The following is an 18088-nucleotide window of genomic DNA, read 5'->3' as shown; positions in this document are numbered from 1 at the left end:
AGTTATTACATTATCGGCCCGTCACTTTGCGTCCTTGTTGTGTTCTCTTTATTCTGCACGTCGAAATAGTCGGCAATCTTGGATGCGCGTATGGTGGTTCCGATCTGTTCGTCCTCCTCTCTTTTCGACTTGATTGAGTAGTCCAGATGATTGGAAATATGGGCGCATCCATCGAGTAGTGTCTTGACTTGCGTTTTCCATGCTTTGCTGAACTTGTTCAGTGCGACGCCTGTAGCGAATCCGTCAGACTGCAAGCTATCGCCCGCTGTCTCGCTCTGTTGTTGGGCATGTTTTCCATCGGCCATGAGCTTTCCGTGCAGCACATATGCGGCGTGTCCGATTTTTCCCAACTCTTCGTCGTTGACGATGAGATCCTCGTTGAGGGTCTGTGTGGGGTTGGTCTCCAGCATCGGGGCGCTGTTCAATCGAGTGCGTGCTGCGGCATTTTTCTTGAGTTCAGCCCACTCTTGATCGAAGGACATGATTTCCCTCCCCGTTCTTGGCGACTCCGCGAATCTTCCACGCTAACCCATGCGTCTCCCCTGGGTGACGCACGGTCAAAGTCTCTGCAGCAGTGCACGAGTGAGGAACTGGACTGGATGTGGAGTGAGCGATAGGCCATGAATCACTCGGTCCAGGCTGCTCCGGCCGGTGGAGGCTGCCAAAAACGCGTCGGCGTGGTCGGGGCAATGCGTTTCACGTCCACGTCGGCTTGGCCACCGCCGAGTTGGAGCTTGGCCGGGAGAGTGCAGGCTGCCTGTGCCTCAGTTCCGGACCGGCACCTCGTACACGATCTCGCAGGTGGCGGCCGGGATGACGATGTCCGCCGTCTCGACCGGTCGCGATTCGTCGCTGTAGTACGTCCGCCGGATGCGCGTCACGAGCGCGCCGCGCTGTACGCCGAGGAGCGTTGCTTCCTCAGCGTCCGCCTGTCCGGGCTCGGGCTGTTCCACTACGTGGCTGACCGTGATGCCGATCTCGGCCATACGGTCGACGACTCCCGCGCCGGCGTGCGGTCCGCCCTCGGGCAGCACGATGAGCGTGCCGGACGTGAGGTCGTACGGCTCCCAACTGGTCGACACCTGAACCGGCTTGCCGTCGACCAGGAACTCGTACGACGTACGGACGCAGAGGTCCCCCTCGGCGATGCCGAGCCGCGCCGCGATGTCGGCCGGGGCCGGAACCTTCGCGTCCGTACGGCTCTCCCATGTACCTCGCTTGCCGAGCGCCGACATGTCCGCGCGGAACGGTGAGCCGCCGCGCTGCTCGCGGTACTGCGAGCGGACCATGCGCAGCCGCTCGCGCGGCTCGGCCACGTACGTACCGGATCCCGTACGCCCTTCGAGGACGCCCAGCGAGATGAGCAGCTCCTGCGCGCGGCGGATGACGTTCTCTCCCACCTCGCATTCCTGTGCGAGCTGAGCACGGGACGGGAGCCGGTCACCCGGCGTCCACTCCTGGTCGGCGATGCGCTGCCGCAGCACGTCGGCGATCCGGAGGTAGGGCGGTTGCTCTCGCATATGGAAAATCTAGTCCACTAGCTCTAATCTAGTTAACTAGCTTCACGTAAAGTGATCCCGTGGCGACGGAGGCCGTGTGCCCTCACCTCGAATTCGTGCTGACCGGATGGCCGCACGTCTCTCCGACGCCGGGCTTGGGCTCGGGCTTGCCGTACGCGTGCTGGATCACTCCGGCCACCTGTGTGTGGAGACGGAGGTACCGGAATCGGTCCTGACCAGGGCCGATTCCTGGCAGGAGCTTTTATCGGTACTGGAGACGGCCGACTGGTTCGGGCTTGCCGTCACCAGCGCCGGGGGCCGCATCGCATGGGCCGCAGTCAGCAAAAATGCCCCCGCGACAGCCAGCGGCGTCCGGGGGCACAGCCATCAGCTATAGGGAGCTGATCAGCGTGTTCGACTTTATCCGGCGTGCTGCCGCTTGGACTAGACGGCAGTTCGTTCCACCTTCGCGGCATCGGCGGCGACGGCCGTCGTCCGTGCATCGGGCAGGGGCGCGCGTCTCCAACAGGCCGCCCGTGCCGCATGCGGCACCGCCCGCTCCTCGTCCGTATCGTCCGTCACGTCCCACGCGGTACCCCAAGCACGCGGCACCGCTCCGGGCCGAGGACAACCTCCTCGTCCGCCCGTACGTACTGACCAGCGAGGAACGAGCGCGCCTGTGGCGCACGCCTCGCCACCGCGCGCTCCTGGTTCGCCCGCATTTTGATGTCGCGGAGGTCCGGTGAAGTCCATCCGCCATCAACAAGCGCCGTCCCGGGCCGCGGTGGTGCCGTACTACTCGCGCGCCTGCCGCGTCGGTACGCACACCGACTGCGGGGAGGCGGAGCCCAAGACACCGCCGGTGGACGTGCCGATCGTCTATGAGGCGTGCGTCTGCGCGTGCCATTTGCGGGCTGTTGAGGAGCGCACGCATGGGTAATCGATACCACCACATCGCGGACGACCTCCGCCGCCTGATCGCTGCGGGTACGTGGCCGACCGGCGAGAAGCTGCCGGCCGAGCAGAAGCTCGCCGCGCGCTACCGGGTCAGTACGCCGACGTTGCGCAACGCACTCGAAGTTCTCCAGAGCGAGGGTCTGGTCGAGAAGCGCCACGGCGCCGGCAACTTCGTCCGCCGCCCCGGGCAGCGCCTCACGTACGCGAGTGAACGCGCGGCCGACGCGGGTGTCGGCGTCGCTTCCGGCCTCAGCGTCAGCCACGACTGGAGTGCGGCGAAGGCGGACGCCCGGTTGGCGCGGCTCCTGGCGGTACGGGTGGACAGCCCGGTGACGGAGTACATCTTCGTCGGCTACCAGGGCGCCTCGCCGCGCAGTCTGGCCCGGGTGTACGTGCCGTACGCGGTGGCGCGGCTCGGCGCGGTGGGGCCGGTCGGAACGTCGCCGTGGGGTGACGACGTACGCGATCTGCTCGCCGCAGCCGGCGTACGGGTCGCGGCCACGACCGAGCGCGCCACGGCCCGGTTCCCCACGGGCGACGAAGCGCAGCTGCTGCACATCACCCGGCGGTCGCCGGTGCTCGCCCTGGAACGCGTCGCGACCGACGTGGACGGGCGCGTGGTCGAGGGGGCGCTCCTCGTACTGCCCGGCGACCGCAGCGAAATTCTGTACACGGGCCGTTCCGCGGCCGACAAGTTGGAGGCGACGGGATGACCGACCAGCAGGACAACAACACGCCGACGCCGATGGTGGAGCCGACGCCGACGCCGTTACGCGGCAACTCCCTTCGGCTGCTCCCGTGGTCCGGCCCCGATGGGAAACCGTGCTTCTTGAGCACCGACGACCGCGGTGGCACGGTCTCCCGCCTCGCTGACGATGTGGAGGAAGCACAGACCAGCGTGGCGGCGGAGATGCGGGACGACGCCATCGCCGTTCTCACCAACCGGAAGGCGCGCGCGGGTGACCTCCGCCTCGCGCTGGCGCGGGTGACGGAGGCGCTGGGGGATGTGCTGCGGGTGGCGGAGAGCCGAGGGGCGCGGTTGCCGTTGCCGGACGATGACGACGACGCGGACCAGGACGGCGGCCCCGAGATGCCGACGGCGACCGCCGTATGACCGCCGCCGCGGCAGCCCGGTCCCCGTCTGAGAGGCAACGCCCCACCACCTACTGCGGATGCTGCATCGGACACCAAGTCGTCTGGTGCCCGGGCTGCTTCGGCTTCACGGGCTGCGATACGTGCCTCGGCACGTATCAAGTCCCCTGCCCGGTATGCGCGGGCGGAACGCTGGAACCCATCCGCTGGTGACAGCGCCACCCTGATGACTGCGGGCCGGTTCCCTCGTACGGAGGGAGCCGGCCCGCAGTCACGTTGCCGCGTGGTGCGTACGTCTGGGGAGTTTGGGGAGTCACCGGAGCGTCTCCGCGTCGATCCGGGAGAAGATCAGATCACTCTCGCCGTCGAGGGGGCCCCGCCACCGCACGGGCACGACGGCCGTGTCCCGCATCGCAGCCGGGTAGCTCTCGGGCGCGTAGTCGTTGGCGAGCCGGTAGACGTGGAAACCGTGGTCTCGCATCGTCCGCAGCAGCTCCTCGGCGGAGTCGCCGAGGAGCGCCATCCGGTCGGGGGTCACTTCGACCGTGATCTCGGCGTCGGGCCGCAGCCGGTCGAGCAGGGGCACCAACCCGCGCACGACCGGCCCCTCGGCCCCCTCGACGTCGATCTTGATCACGCGGGCGCTCGCGATCTCCTCGGCCGTCAGCAGCTCGGGCAGCGGCAGCGCCTCAATCTCGAACGACGACTCGGCCGGCCCGTCGTACGGGACGATGCTGTTCGCCCCCATGTTCGCCGAACTGGCCAACACGAACGTCAGCGTCTTCCGGCTGTCGGACACCGCCCCATTGACCGCCCGCACGTTGTCGCCAAAGTCGTTGAGCCGTACGTGTTGCAGCAGCCGCTCATGGAACGCCGGGGACGCCTCGATGGCCACGACCCGGCCCTCGGCCCCGACCAGCCCAGCCGCGAGCACGCTGTAGTACCCGATGTTCGCGCCCACGTCGACGAACGTGTCCCCGGGCCGCAGCCGCGCCTGAAGCCACCGCGTCATGTGCGGCTCCCACACTCCGAACAGGTACAGGTACCGCTGGATCAGATCCCGAGTGTCCACGGCGAACCGAGCCCCGAACCGCGAGCGGACACCACGCCGTAGCGGGTGCTTCCGCAGCGAGCGATTGAGACCAACAACGAGCGGTGAAGGCATGCTCAGGACATCAGGCGCACGACGTATGTAGCGGCTTCCCAGACTGATCGCCCGTGACGTGGGGTTGCTCATCCGTTTGCCCTCCGCTTGGTCTCCGCGAACGGTAGCGCCCATCTGCCAGAGGTGCGATGGGCGATTGCTTGTGCGGGCAGCTGTGGCTGTCCGGTTCCTCGGCACCGGGCACAACGCAGGAGGCGCGATCGTCGTTGTCGGACCCACCCGTTATCTTGCCTCCGCGCACTTGGAAATTAGCCTCGCGTGAGCATTAATTTTCAACAAAAGGTGCATTCCGGAATTCGGTCGCATGTGCTTTGAGTCACCTACGGTGAGTGACGTACATCACGCCGAGGGTAACCTTAGGGCGCTGAGCTGGACTCTTGGGGGTGTGCGTTTTTGGGCAGGGGGCAATATGGGGACGTCGGTCGCGAGAGTGCGGCTGTGCAGGGCAAGATGGGGACCGTCGCGTAGCCGTTATGTGGCGACAGTCACATATTGCTAATCTGTCTTAATTACGCGACAGTAACCATTGGGCGGACATGGCGAAGGCCCCACCCGTCGCCGGCAAGCTCTGAGTGGGGCCCTCTTTGAATCCGCTGTCTGTGGCGTGACCCCGGCCGTTAGGTCGGGGTCTTCGCTTTACAGGTCCAGAAGATCCCGCACGATCTTGTAGATCGCGTAGATCAGACCTGGCAGGCGAATCCACTTGTAGTTACGCCCGGCTTTGCCACAGCAGCACCGTCCGTCAGGCCAACAGGCCATCCGGCCCACCTCGTTCCGGTTCCGGAGTCACGCCATTCGTGAGCTCCCGCGGGACGGGCTCGCGAAACGCGTCCGGATCCCATGAGGTGGTTTGGTACGCGTACTGTACCCGGGCGGTGGGGGGTGCATGGATGGCGTAACTTCTGTGCGCTAAAGAGTGTGTGGGGCACGGATGTGCCGCCAAGGAGAGCGCCAAGATCGCTGTTGGCTCAAATCCCAAGTGCGCCAACAGCCTTGCGGGTGTGCGACCTGACGGGACGTCCGCTTCTGGTACCCGGTTCCCGGCGCCAACGTTGCCTAAATCACAGGCGAAAGGTTAATTCGCAGTTATCCCCCTTCCTTTGCGCCCCATCAATGCGCCCCATCAATGCGCCCTTTGCGCCCCCTCTTTGGCGAGAATGTTGAATCCTCTCCTATCTTCTGGCGGGAGAGCTGGGATCCGTCAATTCGCCAGTTGACATGTGCTTGAGGAGAAGTTCGACAGGGAAAAGCCTGTCCGTCGGGCGTCGGTGGATGAGGCCCACTTGCGCCTGTCTGCCGTACTCCTAAAATCCTCCAGAGATCTAGATGACTCGGTTGGCTGGGGGGACAGGTTGGGGACCGGCGAGCAGCTCGTGACCATCGCTGCCGTGCTGTTGGGCGCGTTCACGACGCATCTGACCAACTACGTGATGGAGCGGAGCCGGCATCAGCGGGAGCTGCTGACCCGGTGGGACGACCGGAAGTTGGACGCGTACGGGGGATACGTCGACCGGGTGCGGGCGGGGATCTTTCTGGCTGTGCAGTTGTACGAGCACAGGGAGGGGCTCCGGCGGAGCGAGCAGCCCGAGGTGGAGATGCGGGCGGAGCTGGCGGAGGCCGAGCGGCAGCGTGGGCGGTCGTTCGAGCAGATCATGCTGCTCGGTGGTGACGAGGTGGTGGAAGCGGCTCATGAGCTGCATGCCGCGGTCCGTGCCGTTGACTGGCAGGCGACCGGGAAGATCGAGGGCACCCTTGACGAGTGGCGGGAGCGGAACCGGGTCGCGTTCCGGGAGATCAACGAGTTCCATGAGGCGGCTCGGGTGGACCTCGGGGTTCAGGGCAAGGTCACCGGCGAGAACCATCCCGAGCGGGATCTCCTGCTGCCGACCGCTCGGCGCGCTGAGGGTGAGCGCGAGGGGGAGCGGTCGGCAGGTGAAGGGGCGGCGGGGTGAGGCCGTACCGCGCCTGGCTGTCCCCCTGTTGTCCCCCACGGGGGTTCGGAGCCGCCCGTGACGTGGTGTTCGTGCTGGTCAGGGGCGCGTGGGAGTCGGGCGCTGGATCCTCTTGAAAACCGTCGTGGCAGCGATGTCACCGTGGGTTCAAATCCCACACCCACCGCAGCAGGTCAACGTAGGCGCAGGTCAGAAGGGGTGCCCCTCGGTGAGGGGTGCCCCTTCTGTGTTTTATCGCCGGGGGTTGTCGTACGAGGTGGCTTTGGTTGAGGCCCGGGGGCAATTGGATGATTTCTGGGGGTTACGATCGGGCGAAGCCCCTCAGGTGGTCCGGGAGTTGGCCCGGGGGTTTCGCGCGATGTGTGATGAGGAACGGGGTCGAGATGAAGAGGGCAATCGGCAGGATCGCCATAGCTTTCGCTGTGGCCGTTGGTGGCGTGGTGGCTGCCGGGGGTACGGCGAGTGCGTACTCCACCGGGGAGTGTTCGTACTCGAAGGAGAGGACGGCCTCGGGCAGCGGGGACACCGTCATCCTTCAGGTCTGGCGGTGCCCGGACGGGCACGACTACGTCAAGGGGATCATCTCCGGCAGCGCCAGTGCCTCCAAGGCGCGGGTGTGGCTGGACGATTCGATCAATGGCGGGAAGAACTGGACCGCGCGTCAGTACACGACCAGTTCGTCGAGGTCGACGCAGACGCCGCAGAACAACCTGCTGTACGACGGCTCACCGCACAAGGTGCGGGCGTGTGGTGACACCAGCGGTCACCGGACCATCTGCAGTGCCTGGTACTGACTCGGTCGACTGACCGGCTGAAGCAGGTCCGCGACACAGGGCCGCCGCTCACTTCTCGTGGGCGGCGGCTCCGTGCGTACGGGGGCGGTCGCCTGGATGTCCGGATGGCGGACGGGGATTTCTGTTGTACCTGTGTTGTATCTATGCTGTGCGCATGCCATCCGCGCCTGCGCCCGCGCCCGCCGTTCCCGTCGCCGTTCCCGTCGTCTCCGTCAAGCAACCGCCCGCCGCCGACCGTGTCTACAGCCATATCAAGGAGGCCGTGCTCGACCGGCGGTATGAAGGGGGGACCCTGCTGACCGAGGGGGAGCTGGCCGAGGCCGTGGGGGTTTCGCGTACGCCGGTGCGGGAGGCGTTGCTGAAACTGGAGGTCGAGGGGCTGATCAAGCTCTATCCGAAGAAGGGCGCGCTCGTGCTCGCCGTGTCGGCGCAGGAGATCGCGGACGTGGTCGAGACGCGGCTGCTGGTGGAGGAGTTCGCCGTACGGAAGGCCGTGCCGGCGTCCGCGCCGTTTCTGGCGCGGCTGGAGGAGCTGCTCGACGAGCAGCGCGGGCGGGCCGAGGACGGGGATCTCGCGGCCGTCGCCGTGAGCGACCGCAGCTTCCACGCCGAGATCGTGCGCAACGCCGGCAACCAGATTCTCTCCAAGCTGTACGACCAGCTCAGGGACCGGCAGCTGCGGATGGGCGTCGCCGTCATGGAGGCGCACCCCGACCGGATCGCCAAGAACGTCACCGAACACGCCGAGCTCCTCGAAGCCATCCGGGCGGGCGACGCGGACGGCGCCGCCGCGTGCGTACGGCGCCATGTCGGCCGGGTCAAGGTGCTGGTCCGGGGTGAGGACCGGTGAGTTCGGGTTACCGTTCCGCCGCCGTCAGCCTGCCCGGCGATCCCCCCGGCGGCCGGCGCGCCGTCTGGGTCTGGGGCATCGGCGTCGCCGTCTACTTCGTCGCCGTCATCTTCCGTACGAGCCTGGGCGTCGCCGGACTCGACGCCGCCGACCGGTTCCAGGTCAACGCCTCGGCCCTGTCGACCTTCTCGATACTCCAGCTGCTCGTGTACGCGGGCATGCAGATACCCGTCGGCCTCATGGTCGACCGGTTCGGCACGCGCCGGGTCCTCACGCTCGGCGTGGTGCTCTTCACCGCCGGACAGCTGGGCTTCGCCTTCTCCCCCTCGTACGGCACGGCCCTCGCCTCCCGCGCCCTGCTCGGCTGCGGTGACGCGATGACGTTCATCAGCGTGCTGCGGCTCGGCACCCGCTGGTTCCCCGCCCGGCGCGGCCCGATGATCGCGCAGATCGCCGCGCTCTTCGGGATGGCCGGCAACCTCGTCTCCACCATCTTCATCTCCCGCACCCTGCACGGCCTCGGCTGGACCACCACCTTCGCCGGCAGCGCCTTCGCCGGGGTCGTGGTGCTCGTCCTCCTGCTGGCCTTCCTCAAGGACCACCCCGAAGGGCACGAGCCGCCGCCGGCCGAACACGCGGGCGTCGCCTTCGTACGGAGGCAGATCGCCGCGTCCTGGCGCGAACCCGGCACCCGGCTCGGGATGTGGGTGCACTTCACCACCCAGTTCCCCGCCATGTTCTTCCTGCTGCTCTGGGGGATGCCGTTCCTCGTCGAGGCCCAGGGCCTGTCCCGCGCCGTCGCGGGCGAGCTGCTCACCCTGATCGTGCTCTCCAACATGGTCGTCGGGCTCGTGTACGGGCAGGTCATCGCCCGGCACCACGCCGCCAGAGCCCCGCTCGCCCTCGGTACGGTCGCGGCGACCGCGCTCGCCTGGGCGATCACGCTCCTCCACCCCGGCGAACACGCCCCCATGTGGCTGCTGATCACCCTCTGCGCCGTCCTCGGCGCCTGCGGCCCCGCCTCGATGATCGGCTTCGACTTCGCCCGGCCCGCCAACCCGCCGGAGCGTCAGGGAACGGCCTCCGGAATCGTCAACATGGGTGGTTTCACGGCCTCGATGACGACACTGTTCGCGGTCGGGGTGCTGCTCGACGCGACCGGCGACAACTACCGGATCGCCTTCTCGTCCGTCTTCGTCCTCGAAGCCGTCGGGGTCGTACAGATTCTGCGGCTGCGCTCCCGCACAGCGCGCAGGGAGCGGGAACGGCTGGTCGCGAGCCGGGTGGAGGCCGTACACGTACCTGTGTGAGGGGGCGCAGGTAGCAGTGCAGGTAGCAGTGCAGGTAGCGGCGCAGGTCGCGGCGCCTGCACCTGTGCGAGGTCGTGCACGTACCCGTGTGAGGCCGGGTGCGTGCAGCCCCCTCTCGTCGCCCTGTTCTGCCCCGTCCTTACGGCGTAACCGCGAACTCGCGCAGAATCGCGGCCCCCAGCTCCTCGTCACCGTCCAGCTTGACCAGATGCGCCACCGCCGCCGGCCGCACCCGCCCGCACGCCAGCCGGTAGTACGTCTCCCAGTCCGTCGCCAGCGTCACCACAGGACCGAGCGACGGCGAACCGTCGATCGTGCCGCGCCCGTCCGCGTTCACCCGCACCGTACGCAGGAACTCCAGCGGGCCCGTCACATCGATCACGATCGCCGAATTCGGCGGCGCGCCCGCGTCCTTCGCGATGACCTTCGGCAGCGCCGCCAGCAGCGCGTCCCGGACGATCAGCGAGCCCGGGGAGTCGATGTTGCCGGGCCGGTTCAGCGCGTACCGCAGATCCTGCTCGTGCACCCATACGTCGAACGCCCGCGCCCGCATCGCGTTCTCCAGCGTCTGCTGCTTGCGCAGCGGCGCCGGGACCATCGTGTCGGGGGAGCGGCTCTCGTTCCGCAACTGCCGGTTGCGCCGGATGATCGTGTACTCCAGCTCGGAGACGTTCTCCAGCGCCGTGTGATGGCGCCGCACATCCACCTGGAGCTCCATGTAGCGGGCCGACTCGCTCTGGATGTGGTAGAGATCGCGGGGCAGGGAGTGGATGGGCCGTGGATCCCCGAGCATCTCGCTTTCCATGCCGATGACATGAGAGACCACGTCCCGCACGGACCAACTCGGGCATGGTGTGCGCCGGTTCCAGTCGCTGTCGACGAGTGGCTTCACCAACTCGAATATGGCCTCGATGGAATGGGCCCAGGCATCGGCGTAGTTTTGAAGGCTGGGATGGACGGTCACGGGACCCCTCGGCGGTTCTGCGGTACGCGGGCTGGCTTGTCAGGCGGGCTGGCGGGCTGCTGGCTACGGCTTGCGGCGTCGGCTGCTGCGGGGAGGCTCGGCAGCTTGGACCGACCGTCACATGGGGGGCGGCGTCACGGGGCCGGTCACGCGCGTCTGCGGCGTTGTCGTCAATCACCATGGCTCCGCCATGCCTCAATCCTCCGCCTTGCAGCCACACGCACCCACCCCCGCTCCTTTACCCACCCCCCATGTGACGGTCGGTCCAAGTTACGCTGCCCGATGGCACCCCGGCAGTGCTTTCGTGTGACGATCGTAGGCCCGTGTTGACGGCTCGAATGCCAGGACGGTGGTACTGTGCGCGCTTCGTTGCTTCAGATCGCGGTAGACCTGGACGAATCGGTCGATTCCCGTAGGGCGCGGGTCGCCTCGCTGGTACGCGGCCAACGTGGCGTCGATCTCGTCGTTCTGCCGGAGCTCTGGCCGGTCGGCGCCTTCTCGTTCGAGTCCTTCGCCGAGGAAGCGGAAGCGGTAGCGGTGTCGGAAGCGGTAGCGGTTGACGGACCGGTCCATGGGCCTACGTACGAAGCGATGTCGGCCGCCGCGCGCGACGCCCGCGTCTGGCTGCACGCCGGCTCCGTCGTCGAACGGACTGCCGACGGGCGGCTCTTCAACACCTCGCTCGTCATCTCCCCCGCCGGCGAACTCGTCCGTACGTACCGCAAGATCCACCGCTTCGGCTTCGACAAGGGCGAGGCCACGCTGATGGACGCCGGCGAGGAACTCGTCACCGTCGCGCTGCCGCCGACCCCGCGCGGCCCCGGCACCACCCTCGGCCTCGCCACCTGCTACGACCTCCGCTTCCCCGAGCTCTTCCGCGGCCTCACCGACGCGGGCGCCGAGGTCCTCGTCGTCCCGGCCGGCTGGCCCGCCCGCCGGCGCGCGCACTGGTCGCTGCTGACGCGGGCGCGCGCCGTCGAGAACCAGACGTACGTCCTCGCCTGCGCCACCGCCGGCACGCACGCGGGCGTGGAGCAGTCCGGGCACAGCGTCGTCGTGGACCCCTGGGGCGAGGTGCTCGCGGAGGCGGGGACGGGCGAGGAGGTGCTGACGGTCGAGCTGGACCTGGCGAACGTCGCGCGCACCCGCGAGCGGTTCCCGGTGCTCAGGGACCGACGGCTGGGGCTGGCCGCGCCCGGGACGACGGCGTAAGCGTAGGCGCGGGCGCGGGCGCGGGCGCCGGAGCCGTAGCCGGAGCTGAAGTGGCGCGCTGAGGCTGTGTGGGGTCCTCAGGGGCTGTTCCTCCGAGTGCGGTTCCTCTGCGCCCTGTTCCTCCGCGCTCAGCCCTCCTCGCGCTCCTTCTCCGCCATCCGGATCACGCACACCGCCACCGCGATGAGCAGCGCGTGGTCCGCGTCCTCCCGTACGACATCCACGCCGTACGTCTCCCGCACCCGCAGCCACCGCCGCGAGATGTGTGCCAGCAGCTCGCCGTCGTACTCGACCGCGAACTCCCGGTCCAGGATCCGGCCGCTGACGTCCAGTTCGGTGCCCTCGGCCAGGCTCACGCGGTAGTGGTTGCGCAGCAGCGACAGGCGCTTCTTACGGATGGTCGCGAGCGTCTCGCCGTCCCGCTCGATGGTCATCGCGTCCCGCAGGCTGAGCAGCTTCTGCCGCAGCGTGACCAGCACCCGGCCGTCGGGGTCCTTCAGCTCCAGGGTGTCACGCAGCCGCAGCGCCTTGCCGTCGACGAGATAGGCGTGCCGGCCGTGCTCGTCCTCGATCCAGTAGTCGTCGCCGATCGCGAAGATCTTGTCGCGTACGAGATATTTCATGCGGTACGGGTACCCCGGCGGCGGGCGGTCATGGCCGCCCCGGGGCAGGTGCACGCGGACGGCGCAGGGCGCGGGGTGTGGGGTGTGGGGTGCGCGGAGGGGGCGCGGCGGCTGTCGGTGGTGGGTGGCACCCTTGTTCCATGACCGATGCGACTCCCGCCCCCGCTCCCTCCGCGTCCCGCCGCGCCCGTGTCCGTGCCCCCGAGCTGATCGGCAAGGGCGGCTGGCTCAACACGGGTGACGCCTCCTACACCCTCGCCGACCTGCGGGGACGCATCGTCATTCTGGATTTCTGGACGTTTTGTTGCATTAACTGCCTGCATGTGCTCGACGAACTGCGGGAGCTGGAGGAGAAGCACCGCGACACGGTGGTGATCATCGGTGTCCACTCGCCGAAGTTCGTGCACGAGGCCGAGCACCGGGCCGTCGTCGATGCCGTGGAGCGGTACGAGGTGCACCACCCCGTGCTGGACGATCCCGAGCTGGCGACCTGGAAGCAGTACGCCGTGCGGGCCTGGCCCACGCTGGTCGTGATCGATCCCGAGGGGTACGTCGTCGCGCAGCACGCGGGCGAGGGGCATGCGCACGCCATTGAGAGGCTCGTCCAGGAGCTGGAGGCGGAGCACGCCGCCAAGGGGACGCTGCGGCGCGGGGACGGGCCGTATGTGCCGCCGGAGCCCGTCGCGAGCGATCTGCGGTTCCCGGGGAAGGTGCTGGCGCTGCCGGGCGGGACGTTCCTCGTCTCGGACTCCACCCGGCATCAGCTGGTCGAGCTGGCGGCGGACGGCGAGAGCGTCGTACGGCGGATCGGCAGCGGGGAGCGCGGCTTCGGGCCCGACGCCTTCAGCGAGCCGCAGGGGCTCGCGCTGCTGCCCGACGGCAAGGTGATCGTCGCCGACACGGTGAACCACGCGCTGCGTACGTACGACCCGGTCAGCGGCGCGATCGAGACCGTCGCAGGGACCGGCCGGCAGTGGTGGCAGGGCTCGCCGTCCGCCGGGCCCGCGCGGGAGGTCGATCTCTCCTCGCCGTGGGACGTCGCCTGGTGGGCGGACCGGGTGTGGATCGCCATGGCCGGGGTCCACCAGCTGTGGACGTACGACCCGGCGACCGGGACGGTCCAGGTCGCGGCCGGTACGACGAACGAGGGCCTGGTGGACGGGTCGGCCGACGCGGCGTGGTTCGCGCAGCCGTCCGGGCTCGCGGCCGACCCGGCCGCCGACCGGCTGTGGGTCGCCGACTCCGAGACCAGCGCGCTGCGGTACATCGAGAGGGACCAGAGGGACGAGAAGGACCAGAGGGATGAGAGGGACCAGGGGGACGAGAGGGACGGGGACACCTTCGTCGTGCGGACCGCCGTCGGCACCGGGCTCTTCGACTTCGGGCACCGCGACGGCGCCGCCGGCCAGGCGCTCTTCCAGCACCCGCTGGGCGTCACGGCGCTCCCGGACGGCTCCGTCGCCGTGGCGGACACGTACAACCACGCCCTGCGGCGGTACGACCCCGCCTCCGGCGAGGTGTCCACGCTGGCGACCGACCTGCGCGAGCCGAGCGACGCCGTCCTTGTCGGCGACGACATCCTGGTCGTCGAGTCCGCCCGCCACCGGCTGACCCGGCTGCGGCTGCCCGACGAGGCGGTACGCGTCGAGTCCGTCGCGCACCGCACCCGGCGGGCCGCGACCGAGGTCGCCCCCGGCGCGCTCCGGCTGGACATCGTCTTCACCGCGCCGACCGGCCAGAAGCTCGACACCCGCTACGGCCCCTCGACCCGGCTGCTCGTCTCCGCCACCCCGCCCGAACTGCTGGCGGACGGCTCGGGCGCCGGTACGGATCTGAGCCGCGACCTCGTCCTCGCCGACGGCGTCACGGAAGGGGTGCTGCACGTCTCCGCGATGGCGGCCTCCTGCGACGACGACCCGCTGAACGAGTACCCGGCCTGCCATGTCCACCAGCAGGACTGGGGCGTTCCGGTCACTGTCAGCGGCGACGGGGTCTCCCGGCTCGGGCTTGTTCTCGCCGGGCTCGACGCGTAGCCGCCCGGCTCCCCGTGTTCGGGAGGCTTGTCCGTGGCGGCCGGTGCTGCTCAGGCTTCCAGGAACGCCACCAGCGCGTTCGCCAGCAGGAACGGGTCGTCCGCGCCGCACAGTTCGCGCGCGCTGTGCATCGACAGGATCGCCACCCCGATGTCGACGGTCTGAATGCCGTGTCTCGCCGCGGTGATCGGGCCGATCGTCGTGCCGCACGGCATCGAGTTGTTGGAGACGAACGTCTGCCACGGCACGCCCGCCCGCTCACAGGCGGCGGCGAAGACGGCCCGGCCGCTGCCGTCCGTCGCGTACCGCATATTGACGTTGACCTTGAGGATCGGGCCGCCGTTGGCGCGCGGGTGGTGCGTCGGGTCGTGTCGGTCGACGTAGTTGGGGTGCACGGCGTGGCCGGTGTCCGACGACAGGCAGATCGTTCCTGCGAAGGCCCGGGCGCGGTCCTCGAAGGAGCCGCCGCGCGCCAGCACCGAACGTTCGAGCACGGTGCCGAGCAGCGGGCCGTCGGCGCCCGTGTCCGACTGCGAGCCGTTCTCCTCGTGGTCGAACGCGGCCAGCACCGGGATGTACGGAAGCGGCGCGGTGGCGGCAGCGCCCGCCGTCTCCGAGGCCGTCGCCACCGCCGCCAGCGCCGCCGTACCCGCGTGCACCGAGATCAGGTTGTCCATCCGCGGCCCGGCCAGCAGCTCACGGTCGCGGCCGAGATACGCGGGCGGCTCGATGGCGTGCGGCATCAGGTCCCAGCCGGTGATGTCCTCCGCGTCGACCCCCGCCTCCTCGGCCACGAAGCGGATCAGATCGCCCTCCTCGGGCTGCCCGAGCCCCCAGATCGGCTGCATGTGCCGCTGCCGGTCCAGCTTGAGGCCCTCGGTGTTGACCGAACGGTCCAGATGCACGGCCAGCTGGGGAACGCGCAGCAGCGCCCGGTCGACGTTCACCAGCCGGTGCGTGCCGTCCCGCAGGCTGATCCGGCCCGCCAGCCCGAGATCGCGGTCGAGCCAGGTGTTGAGCAGCGTCCCGCCGTAGATCTCGACGGCGATCTGGCGCCAGCCGTACGAACCGGTGTCCGGCAACGGCTTCACGCGGAGATTCGGTGAGTCGGTGTGCGCGCCGACGATCCGGAAGGGGGTGTGCGGCTCGGCGCCCTCCGGGACGTACCAGGCGATGAGCGCCCCGCCGCGCAGTACGAACCGGCCGCCCGTCGACCCGTCCCACGCGTCCGTCTCCCGCACCTGGCGGAAGCCCGCCTTCTCCAGGCGCTCCGCGGCGTTGGCCACGGCGTGGTACGGCGTCGGGCTCGCCGCCAGGAAGGTCATGAGGTCGTCGGTGTGGCCGCGGTCGAAGCGGACGGAAGTGCTCATGGGGTTCACCATAACGACGGGGTCGGACAGCGGCCTTGGCACCGGCGGTAACGGCATGTGCCAAGGCCGGTACGCGGCGGTCGCGGGCCGACATCGTGCGCCCGCGGTGCGGATACGGTGCGGATGCGGTGCACGAGTGGTGCGCAAGTGGTGCGCAAGTGGTGCGGATACGGCGGAGGTGCGGGCGCTCCCCTGGAGGAGCGCCCGCACTCGGGGTGCCAACGGGACCGACAGGGCCGATGGGACTGACGAGGCCGATGAGACCGACGGGACCGATGGGACTGACGAGGCCGATGAGACCGACGGGGCCGTGACCGGCCGTCTCAGAAGGCCGCTTCGTCCAGCTCCATCAGCGAGTTGTCGACGCTCTCCGCCAGCGCCCGCTCCGTCGCGACCCCCGGCAGCACGTTCGCCGCGAAGAACTTCGCCGCGGCGATCTTGCCCTGGTAGAACGCCACATCCTTCGCCGCGGCCGTCTCCAGCTTCTCCGCGGCCACCGCGGCACCGCGCAGCAGCAGGTAGCCGACGACCACATCGCCCGAGGCCATCAGCAGGCGCGTCGTGTTGAGCCCGACCTTGTAGATGTTCTTGACGTCGTCGCCGGTGGCGGTCAGGTCGGCCAGCATCGCGCCGACGATCGCCTCCAGGTGGCCGGCGGCGGTAGCGAGCGCCTCGCGGGCCGGGGCCAGCTCCGTACCGCCGGTGCCGACCGCGAGGAACGTCCTGATCTCCTCGGAGAGGGTGTTCAGCGCCTGGCCCTGGTCGCGGACGACCTTCCGGAAGAAGAAGTCCTGGCCCTGGATCGCCGTGGTGCCCTCGTAGAGCGTGTCGATCTTGGCGTCCCGGATGTACTGCTCGACCGGGTACTCCTGGAGGTAGCCGGAGCCGCCGAAGATCTGGAGGGACTGCGCGAGCTGCTCGTACGACCGCTCGGAGCCGTACCCCTTCACGATCGGCAGCAGCAGGTCGTTCAGGCCGTGCAGGGCCTTGGTGTTCTCGCCCTCGGCCTCCTTGACGGCGATCTCGTCCTGGACCGAGGCGGTGTACATGACGAGCGTGCGCATGCCCTCCGCGTACGCCTTCTGCGTCATCAGCGAGCGGCGCACGTCCGGGTGGTGCGTGATGGTGACCTTGGGCGCGGCCTTGTCCATGAACTGCGCCAGGTCGGGGCCCTGGACGCGCTCCTTGGCGTACTCCAGCGCGTTCAGATAGCCGGTGGAGAGGGTGGCGATGGCCTTCGTGCCGACCATCATGCGGGCGAACTCGATGATCCGGAACATCTGGCGGATGCCCTCGTGCTTGTCGCCGATCAGCCAGCCCTTGGCGGGGTGGCGGTCGCCGAAGGTCATCTCGCAGGTGTTGGACGCCTTGAGGCCCATCTTGTGCTCGACGTTCGTCGCGTACACGCCGTTGCGCGCGCCCAGTTCGCCGGTCGTCCAGTCGAACTCGTACTTCGGTACGAGGAAGAGCGAGAGGCCCTTCGTGCCGGGTCCGGCGCCCTCGGGGCGGGCGAGCACGTAGTGAAGGATGTTCTCCGACATGTCGTGCTCACCGGAGGTGATGAAGCGCTTCACGCCCTCGATGTGCCAGCTGCCGTCCTCCTGCTCGACGGCCTTCGTGCGGCCCGCGCCGACGTCCGAGCCGGCGTCCGGCTCGGTGAGGACCATCGTGGAGCCCCACTGTTTCTCGACGGCGATCGCGGCGGCCTTCTTCTGCGCCTCGTTGCCCTCCTCGAAGAGGATGCTCGCGAAGGCCGGGCCGGACGCGTACATCCACACGGCGGGGTTCGCGCCGAGGAGCAGCTCCGCGTACGCCCAGATCAGCGAGCGGGGGGCGGGGGTGCCGCCGATCTCCTCGGGGAGGCCGAGGCGCCAGTACTCGGAGTCCATGAAGGACTGGTAGCTCTTCTTGAAGGCGGCCGGTACGGGAGCGGTGTTGCTCTCCGGGTCGAAGACCGGCGGATTGCGGTCCGCGTCCGCGAACGACGTGGCGAGGTCGGTCTCCGCGAGGCGGGTGACCTCTTCGAGGATGCTCTTCGCGGTCTCGACGTCCATCTCCGCGAACGGGCCCGTCCCGTACAGCTTGTCGCGCCCGAGAACCTCGAAGAGGTTGAACTCGATGTCGCGGAGATTCGACTTGTAGTGCCCCATGGCGACGACTCCGTATGGTCCGGGAAGGTAAGGAAGACCGGTCAGATCGGTCAGTGATCGGTCAGTGATCGGTCGGTGATCGGTCGGGTGGATCCGGCATGGACCCGGCAGTACCGA

Annotated in this window: 15 protein-coding genes; 8 read left to right on the top strand and 7 right to left on the bottom strand. The window is 68.7% G+C overall.

Going from position 1 to position 18088, the window contains the following annotated elements:
- Positions 1 to 5 precede the first annotated feature (5 nt).
- Together AB0389_RS08850 and AB0389_RS08845 are read right to left on the bottom strand one after the other, a co-directional pair.
- A complete protein-coding gene (locus tag AB0389_RS08850) occupies positions 6 to 482 on the bottom strand; it encodes a hypothetical protein (RefSeq protein ID WP_366394620.1) in 477 nt (158 codons plus the stop codon).
- Between the two features lie 282 nt (positions 483 to 764).
- Positions 765 to 1520, bottom strand: a complete 756-nt coding sequence (locus AB0389_RS08845; RefSeq protein ID WP_366394619.1) for a GntR family transcriptional regulator — start codon at positions 1518 to 1520, stop codon at positions 765 to 767.
- 911 nt (positions 1521 to 2431) lie between these two features.
- Here AB0389_RS08845 and AB0389_RS08840 point away from each other — a divergent pair.
- Positions 2432 to 3169 carry a GntR family transcriptional regulator gene (locus AB0389_RS08840; RefSeq protein WP_366394618.1) on the top strand — a complete coding sequence of 246 codons (738 nt, stop codon included), beginning with the start codon at positions 2432 to 2434 and terminating at the stop codon, positions 3167 to 3169.
- Complete coding sequence (locus AB0389_RS08835) at positions 3166 to 3570, top strand: hypothetical protein (protein ID WP_366394617.1); 405 nt, start codon at positions 3166 to 3168, stop codon at positions 3568 to 3570. Before AB0389_RS08840 ends, AB0389_RS08835 begins: the two co-directional genes overlap by 4 nt.
- A gap of 291 nt (positions 3571 to 3861) precedes the next feature.
- Here the strand turns inward: AB0389_RS08835 and AB0389_RS08830 are convergent, their stop codons facing one another.
- Positions 3862 to 4713 carry an FkbM family methyltransferase gene (locus AB0389_RS08830; protein ID WP_366394616.1) on the bottom strand — a complete coding sequence of 284 codons (852 nt, stop codon included), beginning with the start codon at positions 4711 to 4713 and terminating at the stop codon, positions 3862 to 3864.
- A gap of 1220 nt (positions 4714 to 5933) precedes the next feature.
- On the opposite strand from AB0389_RS08830, the gene AB0389_RS08825 reads away from it, so the two are divergent.
- The 4 genes from AB0389_RS08825 (at position 5934) to AB0389_RS08810 (ending at position 9619) form a co-directional block, all read left to right on the top strand.
- On the top strand, positions 5934 to 6665 hold the full coding sequence (locus AB0389_RS08825; RefSeq protein WP_366394615.1) for a hypothetical protein: 732 nt from the start codon (positions 5934 to 5936) through the stop codon (positions 6663 to 6665).
- 383 nt (positions 6666 to 7048) lie between these two features.
- Positions 7049 to 7459: a hypothetical protein gene (locus tag AB0389_RS08820; protein ID WP_366394614.1), complete on the top strand. Its 411-nt coding sequence runs from the start codon at positions 7049 to 7051 to the stop codon at positions 7457 to 7459.
- Between the two features lie 154 nt (positions 7460 to 7613).
- Positions 7614 to 8309 carry a GntR family transcriptional regulator gene (locus tag AB0389_RS08815; RefSeq protein WP_366394613.1) on the top strand — a complete coding sequence of 232 codons (696 nt, stop codon included), beginning with the start codon at positions 7614 to 7616 and terminating at the stop codon, positions 8307 to 8309.
- Positions 8306 to 9619 carry an MFS transporter gene (locus AB0389_RS08810; protein ID WP_366394612.1) on the top strand — a complete coding sequence of 438 codons (1314 nt, stop codon included), beginning with the start codon at positions 8306 to 8308 and terminating at the stop codon, positions 9617 to 9619. Before AB0389_RS08815 ends, AB0389_RS08810 begins: the two co-directional genes overlap by 4 nt.
- Positions 9620 to 9758: 139 nt before the next feature.
- Here AB0389_RS08810 and AB0389_RS08805 read toward each other — a convergent pair whose 3' ends face one another.
- Positions 9759 to 10583 (bottom strand): maleylpyruvate isomerase family mycothiol-dependent enzyme, encoded by an 825-nt coding sequence (locus AB0389_RS08805; RefSeq protein ID WP_366394611.1) that lies wholly within the window; start codon positions 10581 to 10583, stop codon positions 9759 to 9761.
- Positions 10584 to 10940: 357 nt separating this feature from the next.
- Here AB0389_RS08805 and AB0389_RS08800 point away from each other — a divergent pair, with 357 nt between their 5' ends.
- The gene (locus tag AB0389_RS08800) at positions 10941 to 11795 is read left to right on the top strand and encodes a carbon-nitrogen family hydrolase (RefSeq protein WP_366394610.1); all 855 of its coding nucleotides are present in this window, start codon (positions 10941 to 10943) and stop codon (positions 11793 to 11795) included.
- A 128-nt stretch (positions 11796 to 11923) separates the two neighbouring features.
- On the opposite strand, the gene AB0389_RS08795 is transcribed toward AB0389_RS08800, so the two are convergent.
- A complete protein-coding gene (locus AB0389_RS08795; protein WP_366394609.1) occupies positions 11924 to 12418 on the bottom strand; it encodes an LURP-one-related family protein in 495 nt (164 codons plus the stop codon).
- A gap of 140 nt (positions 12419 to 12558) precedes the next feature.
- On the opposite strand from AB0389_RS08795, the gene AB0389_RS08790 reads away from it, so the two are divergent.
- On the top strand, positions 12559 to 14451 hold the full coding sequence (locus tag AB0389_RS08790; RefSeq protein ID WP_366394608.1) for an NHL domain-containing thioredoxin family protein: 1893 nt from the start codon (positions 12559 to 12561) through the stop codon (positions 14449 to 14451).
- A gap of 50 nt (positions 14452 to 14501) precedes the next feature.
- On the opposite strand, the gene AB0389_RS08785 is transcribed toward AB0389_RS08790, so the two are convergent.
- The gene (locus AB0389_RS08785; protein ID WP_366394607.1) at positions 14502 to 15821 is read right to left on the bottom strand and encodes a M18 family aminopeptidase; all 1320 of its coding nucleotides are present in this window, start codon (positions 15819 to 15821) and stop codon (positions 14502 to 14504) included.
- Positions 15822 to 16144: 323 nt separating this feature from the next.
- A complete protein-coding gene (locus AB0389_RS08780) occupies positions 16145 to 17971 on the bottom strand; it encodes an acyl-CoA dehydrogenase (RefSeq protein ID WP_366394606.1) in 1827 nt (608 codons plus the stop codon).
- Positions 17972 to 18088: the final 117 nt, after the last annotated feature.

Source organism: Streptomyces sp. NPDC093109, from assembly GCF_040701725.1.
GTDB lineage: Bacteria > Actinomycetota > Actinomycetes > Streptomycetales > Streptomycetaceae > Streptomyces.
The sequence above is the reverse complement of the archived record's forward strand: the minus strand, read 5'-3'. Positions and strand labels throughout refer to the sequence as shown.